We start from the raw sequence: 16,306 nt of genomic DNA on the forward strand, positions 1-16,306 counted from the left end.
ATTACCCCTCCTGTCCTACTAGTTCTTCATTTGTGAAAATAAGTTGACCTTGTGAAATAACATGTGTAATTGGTCTTCTTCTTGCTACAGCATGTGCTGAACACTCTGCATCAAGTAATACTATATTCGCTAAATCTCCCACTTGAGGCCAAACTCTCATACCTACATCATTTAGTGGGGTAATTCCACCTGATGCATATTTCCAGCAACGATTAAGTGAGTATTCATCAATGCATTTAAATCTTTCTACAAATGTATTTAGCTTTTCTACAGTATTCCCTGTCCCAAAAGGTGACCAGTGATCCGTTAAACTATCGTGTCCAAGCGAAACTCTTACCCCATTATCATATAAGTATGGAATTGGAATAGTTGTTCGACCAATTGGTACCGTTGAAGTGACATCGATTTGAGCATCTGCTAAAGTCGCCGTTAATGCTTCTAACTCTTTACCTTCTAGATCACCTAAAGCCATTGCATGACTAATTGTCACTTGTCCAACTTTGTTAGCTTCTTTCGTTAATTTCGCCAATTGATAGAATTCAAAAGCACCAAGTGTATTTGGGTCATGAATATGCATATCAATACCAGTTCCTGCTTCCACTGCTATATCCATAGTTGTATGCAATGATTTATCGATATCACGATCTATGACAGAAGGATCCAATCCACCAACTAATGTGGCACCCATTTTCATTGCTTCACGTATTAATGGTTCAACACCCGAACGTAATAATCCGTGCTGAGGAAAGGCTACAATATCATAAGTAACTTGTCCTTCAAATTTTTGAAATGCCTCTTTCGTAATTTCTATATGCTTTGTACCGATTTGTGGATCCACATTACAATGTGATCTAATGTGTGTATGACCCTGTGAAAGTAAGAATTGGATCATATTTTCCGCACGCTGAAGTGCTACAGGAAGTTGAGCAGGTAATAATTCCCCCTCCTCTTCTATTCTAGTGAAAATACCTTTCATAGCTGGCTTACAAGCCTTCCACGGACCACCAAAATATGTTTTATCAACGTGAATATGCATTTCTCTAAAGGCAGGCATTAATAAAGATTCTTGAGCATCTAAAACCTCAATATTTGAAGACAGTATATCTTTCCCGATTTCAGTTACTTGTCCATTCATAATTAATACATCAAAAATCTCAGTTTGTGTATTGACAATATGGCCATTTATATAGCTAAAACCGGTTTCTAACTTAGCGTTTTTTATCAATAGATTCTGCATTACTTACTACCTCCTATATGAATAAAACTAAATTGGCTACAATGAGCAACGAATTGCATGCAAATTTCGCTCATTTTGTAAATCATATATCATTGTCGATATATTCGCTATTTTCTGTAATTAATAGTTTCATAATCAATATGATATTAACGTAGAGCTTATCCTAATCCCAAAAATCAGGTATAAGTTTTTATAATCTACAACTAGCGTGATACTCCTATTAGTGATAGCAAAATAAAAAAGCTATTCCACGAAGTGTTTAACACCTGTGGAATAGCCTTGAATTACTACTCTTTATTTCCATCTAATACTTTTAACGTTTTTTTGTTAGCCTTCCAGCTCCAATAAGTTGCGAGTAGTGGCCCTGAAATATTGTGCCATACACTGAAGATCGCACTTGGAACTGCAGCTAATGGACTGAAATGGGCAACTGCTAATGCTGCTCCTAGACCGGAATTTTGCATTCCTACTTCTATAGATATTGCTTTTTGATCTTCATAATTCAATTTCAGTGCTTTTGCAATTAAGAATCCAAATAGTAACCCTAAACCATTGTGTAAAATAACAACAGCGAATATTAATAGCCCTGTTTCTAAAATTTTATCGCGGCTACCACCTACAACTGCAGCAACAATCATCACTATCGCAATAACAGAAATCAAAGGCATAACGCCAATTGCAGCATCCGTTTTATTTTTGAATATTAATTTTACAACAATGCCTAAAAGAATCGGGATTAACACAATTTTAACAACAGAGATAAACATATCACTTGCGGATACCTTTAACCACTCACTTGCTAGTAAATACACAATAGCTGGTGTCAAAAGTGGTGCAAGTAAAGTCGTAATAGAAGTGACTGTTACAGATAATGCTGTATTCCCTTTTGCTAAAAACGTCATAACATTTGAAGCTGTACCACCTGGGCAAGATCCAACTAAGATGACACCTATTGCGACTTCTGGGGATAAATTAAAACCTTTAGCTAGTATGTATGCTAATAATGGCATGACTATAAATTGCGATAAAACACCGACTATAACCCCTTTTGGCTGCTTCAATATCAATTTGAAATCTCCTATAGATAATGTCATCCCCATACCAAACATAACAATCCCTAATAATAATGAAATATGAGGCCCAATCCACGTAAATTGCTCTGGTGCATATAATGCTAAACCTGCAATTACCAAGATCCATATGGCGAAAGTATCGCCAACAAATTTCCCGATCTTTTCAATCGTCTGCATGTTACTTACCTCCTTTACAATATTATTAGATTATATGCTTGAGGTTTTAATTTATCATACTAAATTTATCGTCTAGTTTATAAACGGTGTATTTTAGTAATCTACGGCAATAAAAAAAGATACATCACTATAAAGAAGTGATGTACCTTAAAATAATATTAAACTTTCTAATCTATTAATTCTTCCTTTGATTCTTCTCTTCTCCATGGGATCATATTAAAAATTATATTTAATACGATAGCAGTTACACTTCCTGCAACGATACCGTTACTTGTTAGGATTTGAACGCTATCAGGTAAGACTTTGAAGATATCTGGAACAACTGTAACACCAAGGCCCATGCCGATTGCACAAGCGATAATCATTGAATTACCTTCAGATTGATTGATCGTTGTACTTAACATTTTAATACCTTGAGCAATAACCATCCCGAACATTGCAATCATAGCCCCACCTAGTACAGGCGTTGGAATGATTGTCGTTAATGCTGCTACTTTAGGCAAGAAACCTAGTGTTACTAGGAACCCACCTGTGACAAAAATAACATTGCGTGTACGTACGCCTGTCATTTGTAGTAACCCAACATTTTGAGAAAATGCTGTGTATGGGAATGAGTTGAAAAGACCGCCGATAATAGAAGCTAAACCTTCAGAACGATAACCACGAGCTAAATCCTTTTCTGTTACAGGTTGCTTGCATATATCACTAAGTGCAAAGTAAGAACCTGTCGACTCTACTAAAGATACTAAGGCTACAAGTGTCATCGTAACAATTGGTTCCCAATGGAATGTTGGTGTACCAAAATAGAATGGCTGAACCATTTGCAAAAAGTCAGCATCAATCACTGGAGTAAAGTCAACTTTACCCATGAAGATTGCCGCAATTGTTCCGAGTACTAATCCTATTAAAATAGAAATTGCACGAGCAAATCCCTTGGTGAATCGATAAATTAAAACAATAGTAATCAATGTTCCAAATGCTAACGCGATGTTAGGAGCAGAACCAAAATCCTTAGCTCCTTGGCCACCACCCATATTGTTAATAGCAACTGGTATTAAAGTGATTCCTATAATTGTTACAACTGAACCAGTGACAACTGGTGGGAAAAAACGTACTAACTTTCCAAAAAAGCTTGCAATCAATACTACAATTAGACCTGAAGCAATGACAGAGCCATAAATTGCGGATAAGCCATATCCTTTACCAATTGCAATAATTGGTGCTACTGCCGTAAAGGTACAGCCTAAAACGATTGGTAAACCTATACCAAAGAATTTACCACGTACCACTTGTAATAGTGTTGCAATACCACACATCATAATATCAATGGAAACTAAATACGTTAATTGCGTTGAATCAAAACCTAAAGATTTACCAATGATTAAAGGAACTAGAATAGCCCCTGCATACATTGCTAATAAATGCTGAATCCCAAGTGTCACTAATTTCAGGTTTTTCATCGAGCCAATTCTCCTTCGGCAAATGTTACTTTACCGTCTTCCAAAGATGAAATGATTGCTAGAGAATCAATACGAATACCTTTTTCACGAAGTAGCTTACCACCATCTTGGAAACCTTTTTCAATGACAATACCTACGCCACTAGCAGTTGCGCCTGCTTGTCCAACGATATCAAGTAAGCCTTTCACAGCTTCTCCATTCGCTAAGAAATCATCAATAATTAGTACAACATCATCTGATTTTAAGAAATCTTTTGATACAGAAATTTCATTCGTTTCATTCTTTGTAAACGAGTGAACTTTTGAAGAATATAAATTTCCTGCTAGAGTTAAAGATTTACGTTTACGAGCAAATACTACGGGTATACCTAAAATAAGACCCGCCATAGTAGCTGGTGCAATACCTGAAGATTCGATTGTAACAATTCTTGTTAAACCTGCATCTTTATAGCGATTCGCAAACTCTTGACCGATTTCTTGCATAAGTTTCGGATCAATTTGGTGATTCAAGAAAGAATCAACTTTTAATACTGTTTCTGATAATACTTTACCATCTTGTACAATTTTGTCCTGCAGTGCCTTCAAGTTTAGGCGCTCCCTTCTTTTCCTAGCAGTCTCCAAATTTTGTACTATATTAACTAGAATATAATAAAAAAACTCAGAAACCATGCATCCATTCATACTATGAGTGGAGCAAAGTCCCCCGAGCTAAAAGTTCGTTGGGTATAGAAAAATAATGTCATTAGACATTTACTTTCTATATCATTGCCTCTCATAGTCAGTTTGTTTACGGCAAACCGGTAGAAACTTGCGAGCCTTATTCTCGCTTTTATATGAGTGAATGCTATTAAGATTTTCGTTATAGAATGTTCCTATTATAGCACTGAAATTTTGAATTTCAATCCTTACAAATAATGAAAGACTATTCAATCTTTTTCACGTTTTTAAAGCACTAAAACAAAAGGAACTATGTGGTATTTAACTAGTTCCATATATTTAAATAACTCATTTATTTAAGCTATGCAAATTAGAACTTATGCTATAATTCTCCTTAAGTTATTTTACAAAAAATACAATTTCAAGGAGTTGGAGATGTGATATGAGTAAATGTCCTAAATGTGACGCAAACGAAATGAAAAAAGGGGTACTTCACAGTGGTGCTTTAATACTTCAAATGGTTCCAGCAAGCAATACTAGAGGCAAATCTTCACCTGTATCTGCTGAGTATTGTAGCGATTGTGGATACATTGAAGCTCTGTACGTCACTGAGCCTAAGAATTTGCAATAACTCTTCTTATTCTATTATTGATAAAAAGCCATTCAGATAATTTATTTCTTCACTCCCCTTAGGTGGGTGTGAAGAAATAAAACAAAAAAACTACGCAGCCTAGAGGCTACGTAGTTTTTTAAGTTAACGGTGGCTATCAAAGTCACAATCTTCTAGTTTGACGATTTTCGTTTTATGAACAATTTTATAACCAAACCAAATGGCTAAGAAAATTGGTAATCCGATATATGAAACAAGGATACCGTACCAATCGATATGGTCACCTGTGAATGCCGTATAGTTTTGACCAACAACAACAATTGCACAAAGTACAAAGGCAAAGATTGGACCGAATGGGAACCATTTTGCTTTATAAGGTAATTCGTTTAAATCGCGACCTTGGATGATATATGCTTTACGGAATCGGTAATGACTTACCGCGATCCCTAGCCAAGCTACAAATCCACACATACCTGAAGCATTTAGCAACCAAATGTAGACAACACCATCACCAAAGAATGATGCGATAAACGATACACAAGCAACTAAACAAGTTGCTACTAATGCAGCCATTGGAATTCCGCGTTTGTTTAGTTTACTAAACATTTTTGGTGCTTTACCATCTTTAGCAAGCTCCCAAAGCATACGTGATGATGCGTATAAACCAGAGTTACCTGAAGATAAAATAGCCGTTAAAATGATCGCATTCATAACTGAAGCTGCAAATGCGATACCTGCATTTTCAAATACTAATGTAAACGGACTAACTGTAATATCACTACTAGCTAAACGTTCATCAGTAAATGGAATTAATAAGCCAATCGCTAAAATTGCTAAAATGTAGAATAAAAGGATACGCCAGAAAACTTGACGAACAGCTTTCGGAATATTTTTTCCTGGATCATCTGTTTCACCCGCAGTAATCCCAAGTAGCTCTGTTCCTTGGAATGAGAAACCTGCTGCTAAGAAAATACCGAACATTGCGAAGAAACCACCATGGAATGGACCATCTTCAATGAAGAAGTTTTTGAATCCAACTGGGTCTTGTCCACCCATTAAACCAAATACCATCAAGAAACTAACGATGATAAAGACAATAATTGTAATGACTTTAATTAGTGAAAACCAGTATTCACTTTCACCAAAGCTTTTAATCGATAAGACATTCAAAGTGAAGATGACTACTAAAAATCCTGCTGTCCAGACAAATGATGATACATCTGGGAACCAAAATTTCATAATTAATGATACCGCTGCAATTTCTGCTGCAATCGTAATTGCCCAGTTATACCAGTAGTTCCAACCAAGAGCAAAACCAAGCGCTGGGTCAACGAATTTAGATGCGTAAGTACTAAATGAACCTGAGACGGGCATAAATGCTGCCATTTCCCCTAAACTTGTCATTAAGAAGAACACCATAATACCAATTAAAGAATATGCTAATAACGCTCCACCTGGACCCGCTTCGTGGATAGCTCCACCACTTGCTAAGAACAGCCCTGTACCGATTGTTCCTCCAAGTGAAATCATCGTCACGTGACGACTTTTCAATCCTCTATTAAGACCTTGCGTTTCTACGCTTTGGCCATTATTTTTATTACTCATTAAGAATCTCCTCTTTCCATTTTTCATTGCAAGAAGGTTAACTTGATGTCATAAAAAATACCATCACAAGGAATATGCGATGGTATCGAAACATGCCCATCAACCTTGATAAAGATAGCTCAACACGCCCGCTAAGACGTGACAGTTCTGCACCTTTCGGCAACAGCCCCAATGATTATAAGAAAAAGCTTATAATCACTTCGGCGATATTCCCTTTCAAATAGAATCCCCGACGCTTTTCGTCTCATCCATTTTACTTTTTAATACCGCGACCTCTACCTCATCGAATGGATGAGGCATTGCAATATATTAATTTAATATGTCCCCATTATAATACAAGAGAGTTCTATATTCAAGATGTAAATTTTCTCGAATATTAGAACAATTTAAGTTGATTTTTGTTAAGACTTCAAAATATAATTTTTGCATCACTCGGTAGCTTTTGAATATGTTTTAAGTAATTGAGCACTTTCGCACTTTCTCCATAACCTTGAAATGAAAGCATACTAGCAACATTTGTTGTTGTACTTTGGAATAATTCACACATAGTAAATAGTGCTTGCCATGCTGAATCATAACTAGCATTGTTGTATGTTGCGAGTAACTTCTCCCACACCTCTTTTGATAATAGGTACTCTAGGTCCTTACCATTTTTACCAACGCTTCTAGAAAAGTCTGTTTGCACTCCGACTTGCCAAGAAAGCATTTGAATCAGCATTTCACGCGTATTATTAAAATGTGCTTGTGCATAGAGCATTTCTTTTCTCCATAAACCTTTCGCAATATATGTAGAAACCCACCAAAATTCATTGCAACAATCCTTATAATGTTCTTCCGTTGGACATTGTACCCAATAATTGACGTCTGTTGGTGGAGGGAGTTTAGGAAGTGAATCATCTTTATCTAACAAGATTGTAGTTAAACTATCTTCTTTACAATATGCTTCTTGTTCTTCGACCGGGATAAGCATTAAATCAATTCGGTTCCCATCCGAAAATTGCATCAAATATGTATAGCGCCCACCAAGTTCAGGCGGAAACAACACCATATCTTCTGGTGTTTGCATAATGATTCTCTCTCCAAAAATATCTATCCAATGAGGATTATTAGTAAATGCTTTAATATCCGTCACAATATAAACGATATCAAAATCTTGAAAGGGATCCTTTTTCACATTAATGTTTGTTCTTGAACCATTCATACAAACTGCACGTACGCGTTCATCATTTCCCGCTACACCTAGGATTAAATCCATCATTTGTTGCGCTGTTCTCATCATAAATACCCCCGTATTAAATTGGTAATTTTATTTTGAACCATCTTATTATAATTATCCATTTTCTTTGATATAATTAACCTTTGTCAATTAGTGGGTTTAAAATACTATAAGATTCATAAATATATATAATAGGAGGCGTTACAATTGGCAACAAATCATGCTGTTCAAAATGGCAACAAGATAAAATGGAATCGTAATGTTTGGTTGCTTGTAATTGGGATTATTTTCATCTCTTCTACATTACGTGCTCCTTTAACATCTGTAGGTCCAATCATTTCATTTATTCGTGATGGTCTACATATTTCAAATGTATTAGCAGGATTTATCACAACGATTCCTTTACTTGCTTTTGCTGTTATATCACCTTTAGCTCCAAAATTTTCAAAGCGCTTTGGCATAGAACGTACTTTACTATTCTCAACAGCATTACTAGCTGTAGGTATTCTCACTCGGTCATTAGGCACGACATCCATGCTATTATTAGGTACATCACTTATCGGCGTGGCAATTGCTTTTGGAAATGTTCTATTACCAAGTTTGATTAAACTGAAATTCCCTTTACAAGTTGGATTATTAACAGGGTTATTCACAGTCTCAATGAATATATCGGCTAGCATAGCTGCTGGTATTAGTTATCCGCTCGCTAGTGGCGAGTTTGGCTGGAAAATCGCACTTGGTATTTGGTTCATTTTAGCGGTTATCGCCTTTATTATTTGGCTACCACAAATCCGCAAACCTAAATCAGATTTGAACAGCGGCACTCAAACTAAGAAAGAACACGTTCCACTTTGGAAATCACCTCTTACTTGGACCGTAACATTATCAATGGGTCTCCAATCCCTTATCTTCTATACAACCGCTGCTTGGATTCCTGAAATGTTGCAATCACAAGGTATGAGTGCTAATACAGCTGGATGGATGTTCTCCTTTATGCAGTTCTCACAATTGCCTGCAACATTTATCATTCCTATTATTGCAGGCCGTAGAAAAGATCAACGTCCTCTTGTTGCAGTATACGGCGCTCTTTATATAGTAGGTTTTGGTGGTATTTTAGCTGGATGGACTTCATTGACAGTATTATGGATGATTTTGCTTGGACTTGCAGGTGGTGCATCATTTAGTTTAGCGATGATGTTTTTCTCACTTCGTACCCGTACAGCTGATGAAGCAGCCGAATTATCAGGTACTGCTCAATCATTCGGATATTTATTAGCGGCAGTCGGCCCTGTACTATTCGGTTATATTCACGATATTTCAAATAGTTGGACAACAGCTAACTTCCTATTCCTTATTACAGTAGTGTTATTAGTGTCAGCTGGCATGCATGCTGCAAAAGAAGGTTATGTTACACCTGAAAAATAGAGTTGAATCCGAGCTTATAATAGCTCGGATTTTTTTGTATTACTAGGAGCAAGTTATGCATACCCAACTGAACACTCTCAACAAAACAAGCCATAGAAAAAAAGCTATTAGATAGTTTCGAACACTACATAATAGCTTTTAATTTTTATTGTCGTTATACTTGCTAGCTTGATATTTTTTCTCCAATTTAAGCCACACAAATACAATCATTTCTATAAATTACTTTTCAAAATGATAGCGACCGTTAAACAATTCAAATGTAACTGGTTCTTTTGCTCCTGAGAAGTTAACTTGGAATGGACATTCTCCTAGTTCTGCTAATACTTTTGCAACAACTCCCTCTCCAATAGGGCTAGCAAAGTATAAGTCTCCTCCAGCTAATGTAAGAACCTGTACAATAGAATTCAACTCCGGATCGACATACGCTTCTGCAACCTCTAACCCTAAATATCGAGACCATTTTTCAGCAGTTTTTTCAGCATCTATTACTGCAAAAGTAACTCCTGCAAAGTCCAACTTTTCTGGTTGCTTTCCAATGACTCCTTTTTCAACTTGCTCCTGTCTACGCTTATCATCATTGTCATCCCATTGAATAATAAATGGCAATTGAAGAGAGTCATTTTCTTCTCCAGCGTAAAGTAATTGCCAGCTAATAATACTGCCATCTGGGCGCTTTCTGTTCATTGGTACTGGACCATTTACTGATAAACCTTGCTCTTTCAAACGCTCTGCTATACCTTCAATGTCCGTTGTGCGAACTGCAAATCTTACGAAACCTTCTGTGAAATCATTATTTACTACTGTTTCAATAAGGCTGTGATGTAAATGCTCTACTCCAGTTACTAGCTCTCTGTCGTATGTACCAAGGTACTCTATATAACTTAGATCAAAGTAGCTAAGTACATTGTACGTTCCGCGCCCTTCATGAACGCCACCTTCAACAGCGTGAATTCCTTGATTTTCCAATAATATTATTACTTCTTTTGGTTCATCTACAAAATGTACTAAGTGATCAAAAGATAATGTCATGTTCAAATCCCCTTATTTAAATAAATAATGTGAAACGATTTTCACAAATGCCTTCTCTATTGTTAATAACGCTCTTTCATCAAAATCGAATTTCGGATGATGATGTGCAAAATGAGTGCGTTCGTCGTCATTGCGTGAGCCTGCTTTAAAATAAGTACCTGGTTTTTCATTTAAAAAATACGCAAAATCCTCTCCACCCATTGACGGTTCAAATTCAATTACAGATTCTGTACCGAATTCCACTTCAAATAATTCTTTCACAAGCTCTGTTTCAGTTGGATGATTGTAAAGGGCTGGGTAGCCATGTAAATAATCAATTTCATATGTGGCATGTGCTGATTCCGTTACTCCTTTGACGATTGAGTAGATTTCTTCTTTTACCTTATTACGAACTTCATCCGTCATTGTGCGAACTGTTCCTTCAATTATTGCCGAATCTGCAATGATATTAAAGGCACTTCCTGCGTGGAATACACCAACTGTCACTACCGCTGCATCAAATGGATTTAAGCGACGACTGACAATTTTCTGCAACGCTCCAACGATTTCACTACCTACAACAATTGAGTCGATGGATTGCTGTGGTTTCGCACCATGGCCTCCTAATCCTTGAATTTTAATCGCGAATTTATCAACGGCAGCCATTTTAAACCCATCCCCAACAGATACCTTTCCAACGGGTGAACCTGAATCTAAATGTGCACCAAATACATAATCGACATCCTTTAATACATCTTCTGCAATCATGAATTTCGCACCACCAGGAGGTTTTTCCTCCGCATGTTGGAAAATAAAAATGATATTACCGTGCAAATGCTCTCTGTAATGGCTTAACGTTTTCGCTGTCGCAAGTAATGCGGTCGTATGTCCATCATGACCACATGCATGCATGACACCATCTTTTTGAGATTTGTATGCAACTTCTTTTAAATCTGTAATAGGTAATGCATCAAAATCTGCTCTTAAAGCGATTGTTTTACCTGCTTGATCTCCTTTCAAAATACCAATTAAACCATTTCCACCTATCCCTTTTTTTACCTCTAAACCGAAGCTCTCAAGTTTTTCTGCAATAAATTTTGCAGTTTCATATTCTTCAAAAGATAACTCTGGATGCTCATGCAAATATCTCCTCCACGCAACAATTTCATCAAAACCTTGATCTATTTCTTCATAAATTGTAGTTAAAAGTTCTTTTTGCGTTATCGCACTCATTCAATATTCCTCCCTCGATTTATATTTTTAATTCAAATCGGTTTACTTTGTATTAGAGTTAAATTGTTTTCTTAGGAAACTTTTCATTATATGCTTTGCAAATTTATTTCATGATAATAAAAAAGTCGATTTCTCTATTTCATTTAGAGAAATCGACTTGGTATGTAAGTCCATCCTCATCTATCAAGTCTTTAATCAACTTGCTGGAAGTAGCACCTTGCTTTAATAGCGGTTGCTGAGATATCACAGGGCCAGTCCCTCCATCTCTCTTGATAAGAAAACCTATTGAATTAGTAGTAATTAAAATCATGTTACGCTAATCTATTAAAAATTGCAATAATTTTCCTGCGTTTTTCTAAATCAATACGGCGCTTTCTGATAAAGATAATTTGGTGTTTTGCGTTCATTGTCATATGGTTTATGGAATATATGCGTTGTAGCCGGTGATAATGGTGGAATAAGCCATGTCCAATTCCCTGTTACGTCACGCCCTGCATTTTGTTCATTAGATTCGAAGCGTTTGAATTGTTGTGCTGCCGTATGGTGATCAACAATGCTCACTTCATCTTCTTTATACGAATATAAAACTGCCGCATTCAATTCAACTAACGCACGGTCTTTCCATAAAGAAGAATTTGAAACTGTATTTAAACCCATCTTTTCTGCGATTGTCGGTAGCATATTATATCGATAGTCATCCGCTAAATTACGTGCACCAATTTCAGTTCCCATATACCAACCATTAAAAGGAGCAGCTGCATATGTAATACCACCAACTTCTAATTTCATATTCGAAATCATCGGTACCGCATACCACTTCAGACCAAGGTCCTTAAACCACTCAAACTCAGGGTGTCGGATTGGAACTTCCAATATATACTCTGCTGGAATATCGAATAATTGCGGTTCTCTTTCTTGAACTTGAATAACAAGTGGCAATACATCGAAACGCCCACCTTGTCCTTGCCAGCCAAGTTGCTCACATTTCTTCGTAAACTCTACCGAATCCGGATCTCCCACAATACCATCTGCCGTTTCATAACCAGCATATCGGATTAATTGATGATTCCAAATACGTACATTACGTTGAGAGAAAATTGTAATCGTCGGACGGATTCGACCACCATTTGTTGCAAAATCAATATGCTCTAGAAGTCCTTGAAAAATGTCTTGCTCACTTGTTAGTTCGCGCCGATCAAGCACTTGCAACGTTTGCCAAAACAAACGACCAATACATTTATTGCTATTACGCCAACCTACTTGTGCACCAAATTTCAGTTCATCTATTGTATGTTCATAAAATCCATTCTCTTGGATATCATGCTCTACTTCAGCTAAGCGTCTTACTAATTCCTCTTCAGATCGCTCTGTTTCCGAATAATACAACTTTATAAAATCAATAGCCTCATTCAACATCGCCATAGTTCCTCCTGTCACCAATCGACTTCCTATCTACCATCATAGAAGAAGTGATTTCCATGAGACAAGGCATAAGACTTAAATAATGTGGTGATTTTGTGGCAACTTCTAATTTTGGCATAAACCGATTTAATTTGAATGAATTTTTAGAATAAACAATATAATAACATCTTCTTAAAATTCAGCTTAAAGTGTAAATAAAAAACGCCCCTGAAAGGATTTAGTTGAAAAATATATTCTAATTCCATTAGAAGTCTATTTATTAAATTTTTTTGACATTGATATCCCACTCTCCACAGAGAGTAAACACGATTCATTACTTATAATCAAGATTATATACTTATTACCGAATAATCATACAATCGAATAATTATTACGACCGCTTTTTTTTACTTTATATAATGCTTTATCGGCGCTTTTGATTACAGTTTCTACATCAGTTGAGTTAGAACAAGGCAATGTACAAGCGCCAATACTTACCGTCACAATGTTAGATACAGGTGAATTTTCGTGAAGAATAAACAATTTTGATATAGCCATTTCAATCAATTTGCATTGTGTGTGGACCTGTTCTTCCGTCAAATCCCTTCCAACTACGACAAATTCTTCCCCACCCCACCTTACTGGGATACAATCGTATTCTTGTACTGTATCGGCAATTGCTTGTGCGATAGAACGCAGTGTATTATCGCCACGATTGTGTCCATGATGGTCATTATAATTTTTGAAGTAATCGATATCAATTAAAATAATTGTCACATCTATAGATTTTCCAGCACGATTTCTGTATATATCTTGTATATCTCGTTGAAAGCCATGTCGATTATAGATACCCGTCAACTCATCATAATAGGCTTTTAATGACAATTGCCTATTTGCTTTTTGTAGCTGATCTGTCAATATCGCATTTCGTTTCAATTCTACAAGCCACTGTTCCTTCGTTTTATATGACTTCAAATAATCTCTGTAAACTACTCTTGAAAGTATAAAAGTTATGATAACAATAAGCGCTACAAAGTAAAGTTGTAGATAGAATAGATAGAAATCATGATGAGCTATTGGAATTCCTACCACTAAAATTGTAGTTGCAATTATGATAGGCAACAATATTTGGTTTATTGATGTATAAAATAGTACTGCACAAAGTAGCATACACAATGTATAGACCATAAAATCCTGATATTGTACTTGATCCATTACAGAAATAATCGCTCCATAAGTCATTGAAATGGTAATATAGACAACAATAATTTTTTCCCATTTATCAATATGTTTAACAGAGCAATTGGATACCTTCATTTGTCTATTAACAATGTAAAAACAATATACATTAAACAAACAAAATGACGTATATACCACCATATATTGAAATGGAAAATTCGGATGAAAACTTGAAAAAGACGTAATTCCAATATTAACAATACCAATCAAAACAATAACAACCACATACACTTTTGTTATCAACAACATGCGTGACATATTATCCAACAATCGTTCTTTTCGAAAAACAAGCTCTTGTTTAGAGTCTTGGTCCTTCCTCATCGGGGCCACTCCCATCAATCGGCTCGCATTATTCCCTTATGAAATCCTATTTTGTTCAATACATTCCAACACTGCTATAAAATATTTCACCTTCGATCGAACCTAATTCATAGTCCTAAACTTAACAATACACACGTTTCATAGTATTAATCCCCCTAAAATAACCATAGATAGATGCACACAATTATGTCAATGGTAACGGTTTTTTTTTAATAAATTATATAATAAGTTCTTTACTTAGATTTAATACTAATTTAGATCATTTATTTAGTAATACTAACCATTAGTTCTAAACAAATTCTGAACAAAATGTGATGTGTGTACAATTATTTACATTATTAGTAATTAACAACTGTCCAAATATTAAATCAGAAATACTAAAAACCCTAACTTCTGTAGAAGTTAGGGTTTTTAACAGCATTTTACAGTTAACATTTTCATTTAGCATTAAGAGCTAATTGGTGAATTTCCCCTGATTCATTTTCTTTATAATAAAGTACTTTACTTTTTACATACAAGTCTACGACATGGGTGGATTTTATTTTAGTTTTATTTTGACCATTTAACTTCACTTTATATAAATAACCACCATCAGAATAATTACTATAGTAAATCCATTGGCCATATACGGCTAAGAAAGGTACTCTGTCGTTGACAACTTTTAATTGCTTATTACTTTTTTTATCCATCTTAAATAATTGATCATTTTTGTTATTTGAAAAATAATATGTTCCACTTTTTTCAATCACGTTCCCCATATTGTGGAAATATCTGTATTTTTCACTATTTGCGTTCGGAAACTCTTTTTCTTTCCAGCTATGATCTTTTTTCAATTGTGCATTACTTAGTAAAAAATAATGATAGTTGACAACTCCAGTTTTGTTTGGAATTGGATCATCCCAAGTCGTATCGATATGATAGTACTCACCATTAATCTTCACCATGTTCCAAGAGTGGCTCTCGCCTTTACTACTTCCCGTAACAACAATTGTTTCCACTCCTACATTATTTAAAAGTAGTTGCATTGACTTTGAATACCCATCACAAACGGCAACTTTATTCACTAAAGCACCAAAAACTTCATAAGAATCTCTGGAAACCTTATCTTTTCTATGGTTTTTGTAATCATATTTTACCGATAAAACTAGATAATCATGAATAGCTTTTATCTTTTCTATATCACTCATATTTTTTTTTATTTTTACATTTATTATACGCTTTACTTCGGCATCAATCTTGTTCTTCTTTTTAAGAATACTTTGTTTACTGCCATCATATTTAAATTTGATTGTTCCAGTTGAGAATGTAGTTGCTCCATTATAATAAAAAATTTCCGGATGATCCTCAACTACATTATTTACGATTGACCCAATTTCTTCAGGCCTTACTTCGCTAGAATTAAAATATGTACTTGCTTCTACATTTTGCAAGCTTTTGAGAATATTATTATATGTCTTTTGTTCTTCGTTACTCAAAGATTTTGTTGAGATAGTGCTCCTTGCAAAGGTTTGCATAGGAAAGATGCTTGCTATTAAAATAATCCCTAGAATCACCTTCATTAACTGTTTCATCTATACCATTCCTAACCTTTTCTTTTCTCTAATTATATTAAATATAGTTCTAAATAAGTATCCAACATTAGTTA

General features: G+C 35.4%; 13 protein-coding genes and 3 riboswitches. Of the genes, 2 read left to right on the plus strand and 11 right to left on the minus strand.

Annotated features, from left to right (window positions below):
- Position 1 precedes the first annotated feature (1 nt).
- The 4 genes from AMD00_RS16720 to AMD00_RS16735 all read right to left on the minus strand — a co-directional run bounded on the left by AMD00_RS16720 (position 2) and on the right by AMD00_RS16735 (position 4,531).
- Positions 2-1,237, minus strand: a complete 1,236-nt coding sequence (locus AMD00_RS16720) for an amidohydrolase (RefSeq protein ID WP_053418123.1) — start codon at positions 1,235-1,237, stop codon at positions 2-4.
- Positions 1,238-1,524: 287 nt separating this feature from the next.
- The gene (locus AMD00_RS16725; protein ID WP_053418124.1) at positions 1,525-2,487 is read right to left on the minus strand and encodes a bile acid:sodium symporter family protein; all 963 of its coding nucleotides are present in this window, start codon (positions 2,485-2,487) and stop codon (positions 1,525-1,527) included.
- Between the two features lie 167 nt (positions 2,488-2,654).
- Complete coding sequence (locus AMD00_RS16730; RefSeq protein ID WP_157059277.1) at positions 2,655-3,947, minus strand: nucleobase:cation symporter-2 family protein; 1,293 nt, start codon at positions 3,945-3,947, stop codon at positions 2,655-2,657.
- A complete protein-coding gene (locus AMD00_RS16735) occupies positions 3,944-4,531 on the minus strand; it encodes a xanthine phosphoribosyltransferase (RefSeq protein WP_053418125.1) in 588 nt (195 codons plus the stop codon). The genes AMD00_RS16730 and AMD00_RS16735 overlap by 4 nt, the downstream gene beginning before the upstream one ends.
- 170 nt (positions 4,532-4,701) lie before the next feature.
- Positions 4,702-4,803: riboswitch (purine riboswitch) on the minus strand.
- A 242-nt stretch (positions 4,804-5,045) separates the two neighbouring features.
- Between AMD00_RS16735 and AMD00_RS16740 the strand changes: the two genes are divergently transcribed.
- Entirely contained in the window at positions 5,046-5,234 is a 189-nt protein-coding gene (locus tag AMD00_RS16740; protein ID WP_053418126.1) for a hypothetical protein, read from the plus strand.
- A 123-nt stretch (positions 5,235-5,357) separates the two neighbouring features.
- Here the strand turns inward: AMD00_RS16740 and AMD00_RS16745 are convergent, their stop codons facing one another.
- Positions 5,358-6,818, minus strand: a complete 1,461-nt coding sequence (locus tag AMD00_RS16745) for an amino acid permease (protein WP_053418127.1) — start codon at positions 6,816-6,818, stop codon at positions 5,358-5,360.
- 107 nt (positions 6,819-6,925) lie between these two features.
- Positions 6,926-7,104, minus strand: a riboswitch (Lysine riboswitch).
- Positions 7,105-7,227: 123 nt separating this feature from the next.
- A complete protein-coding gene (locus tag AMD00_RS16750; protein WP_053418128.1) occupies positions 7,228-8,094 on the minus strand; it encodes an aminoglycoside 6-adenylyltransferase in 867 nt (288 codons plus the stop codon).
- Positions 8,095-8,241: 147 nt separating this feature from the next.
- On the opposite strand from AMD00_RS16750, the gene AMD00_RS16755 reads away from it, so the two are divergent.
- A complete protein-coding gene (locus tag AMD00_RS16755) occupies positions 8,242-9,459 on the plus strand; it encodes a CynX/NimT family MFS transporter (protein WP_053418129.1) in 1,218 nt (405 codons plus the stop codon).
- A 219-nt stretch (positions 9,460-9,678) separates the two neighbouring features.
- Here the strand turns inward: AMD00_RS16755 and AMD00_RS16760 are convergent, their stop codons facing one another.
- The 5 genes from AMD00_RS16760 to AMD00_RS16780 form a co-directional block, all read right to left on the minus strand.
- Positions 9,679-10,488: a VOC family protein gene (locus AMD00_RS16760; protein WP_053418130.1), complete on the minus strand. Its 810-nt coding sequence runs from the start codon at positions 10,486-10,488 to the stop codon at positions 9,679-9,681.
- Positions 10,489-10,500: 12 nt separating this feature from the next.
- Positions 10,501-11,700 carry a M20 metallopeptidase family protein gene (locus AMD00_RS16765; protein ID WP_053418131.1) on the minus strand — a complete coding sequence of 400 codons (1,200 nt, stop codon included), beginning with the start codon at positions 11,698-11,700 and terminating at the stop codon, positions 10,501-10,503.
- A gap of 173 nt (positions 11,701-11,873) precedes the next feature.
- Positions 11,874-11,979, minus strand: a riboswitch (SAM riboswitch).
- 81 nt (positions 11,980-12,060) lie between these two features.
- Complete coding sequence (locus AMD00_RS16770) at positions 12,061-13,122, minus strand: nitric oxide synthase oxygenase (RefSeq protein ID WP_053418132.1); 1,062 nt, start codon at positions 13,120-13,122, stop codon at positions 12,061-12,063.
- Between the two features lie 351 nt (positions 13,123-13,473).
- On the minus strand, positions 13,474-14,661 hold the full coding sequence (locus tag AMD00_RS16775; protein ID WP_053418133.1) for a GGDEF domain-containing protein: 1,188 nt from the start codon (positions 14,659-14,661) through the stop codon (positions 13,474-13,476).
- Positions 14,662-15,098: 437 nt separating this feature from the next.
- On the minus strand, positions 15,099-16,232 hold the full coding sequence (locus tag AMD00_RS16780) for a DUF5050 domain-containing protein (RefSeq protein WP_053418134.1): 1,134 nt from the start codon (positions 16,230-16,232) through the stop codon (positions 15,099-15,101).
- Positions 16,233-16,306: the final 74 nt, after the last annotated feature.

Source organism: Viridibacillus arvi, from assembly GCF_001274945.1.
Classification (GTDB): Bacteria; Bacillota; Bacilli; order Bacillales_A; family Planococcaceae; genus Viridibacillus; species Viridibacillus arvi.

Coding starts and splice junctions, on each gene's coding strand:
- AMD00_RS16720 (WP_053418123.1), bottom strand. CDS start 1,237: ATGCAGAATCTATTGATAAAAAACGCTAAGTTAGAAACCGGTTTTAGC.
- AMD00_RS16725 (WP_053418124.1), bottom strand. CDS start 2,487: ATGCAGACGATTGAAAAGATCGGGAAATTTGTTGGCGATACTTTCGCC.
- AMD00_RS16730 (WP_157059277.1), bottom strand. CDS start 3,947: ATGAAAAACCTGAAATTAGTGACACTTGGGATTCAGCATTTATTAGCA.
- AMD00_RS16740 (WP_053418126.1), top strand. CDS start 5,046: ATGAGTAAATGTCCTAAATGTGACGCAAACGAAATGAAAAAAGGGGTA.
- AMD00_RS16745 (WP_053418127.1), bottom strand. CDS start 6,818: ATGAGTAATAAAAATAATGGCCAAAGCGTAGAAACGCAAGGTCTTAAT.
- AMD00_RS16750 (WP_053418128.1), bottom strand. CDS start 8,094: ATGAGAACAGCGCAACAAATGATGGATTTAATCCTAGGTGTAGCGGGA.
- AMD00_RS16760 (WP_053418130.1), bottom strand. CDS start 10,488: ATGACATTATCTTTTGATCACTTAGTACATTTTGTAGATGAACCAAAA.
- AMD00_RS16765 (WP_053418131.1), bottom strand. CDS start 11,700: ATGAGTGCGATAACGCAAAAAGAACTTTTAACTACAATTTATGAAGAA.
- AMD00_RS16770 (WP_053418132.1), bottom strand. CDS start 13,122: ATGGCGATGTTGAATGAGGCTATTGATTTTATAAAGTTGTATTATTCG.
- AMD00_RS16775 (WP_053418133.1), bottom strand. CDS start 14,661: ATGAGGAAGGACCAAGACTCTAAACAAGAGCTTGTTTTTCGAAAAGAA.
- AMD00_RS16780 (WP_053418134.1), bottom strand. CDS start 16,232: ATGAAACAGTTAATGAAGGTGATTCTAGGGATTATTTTAATAGCAAGC.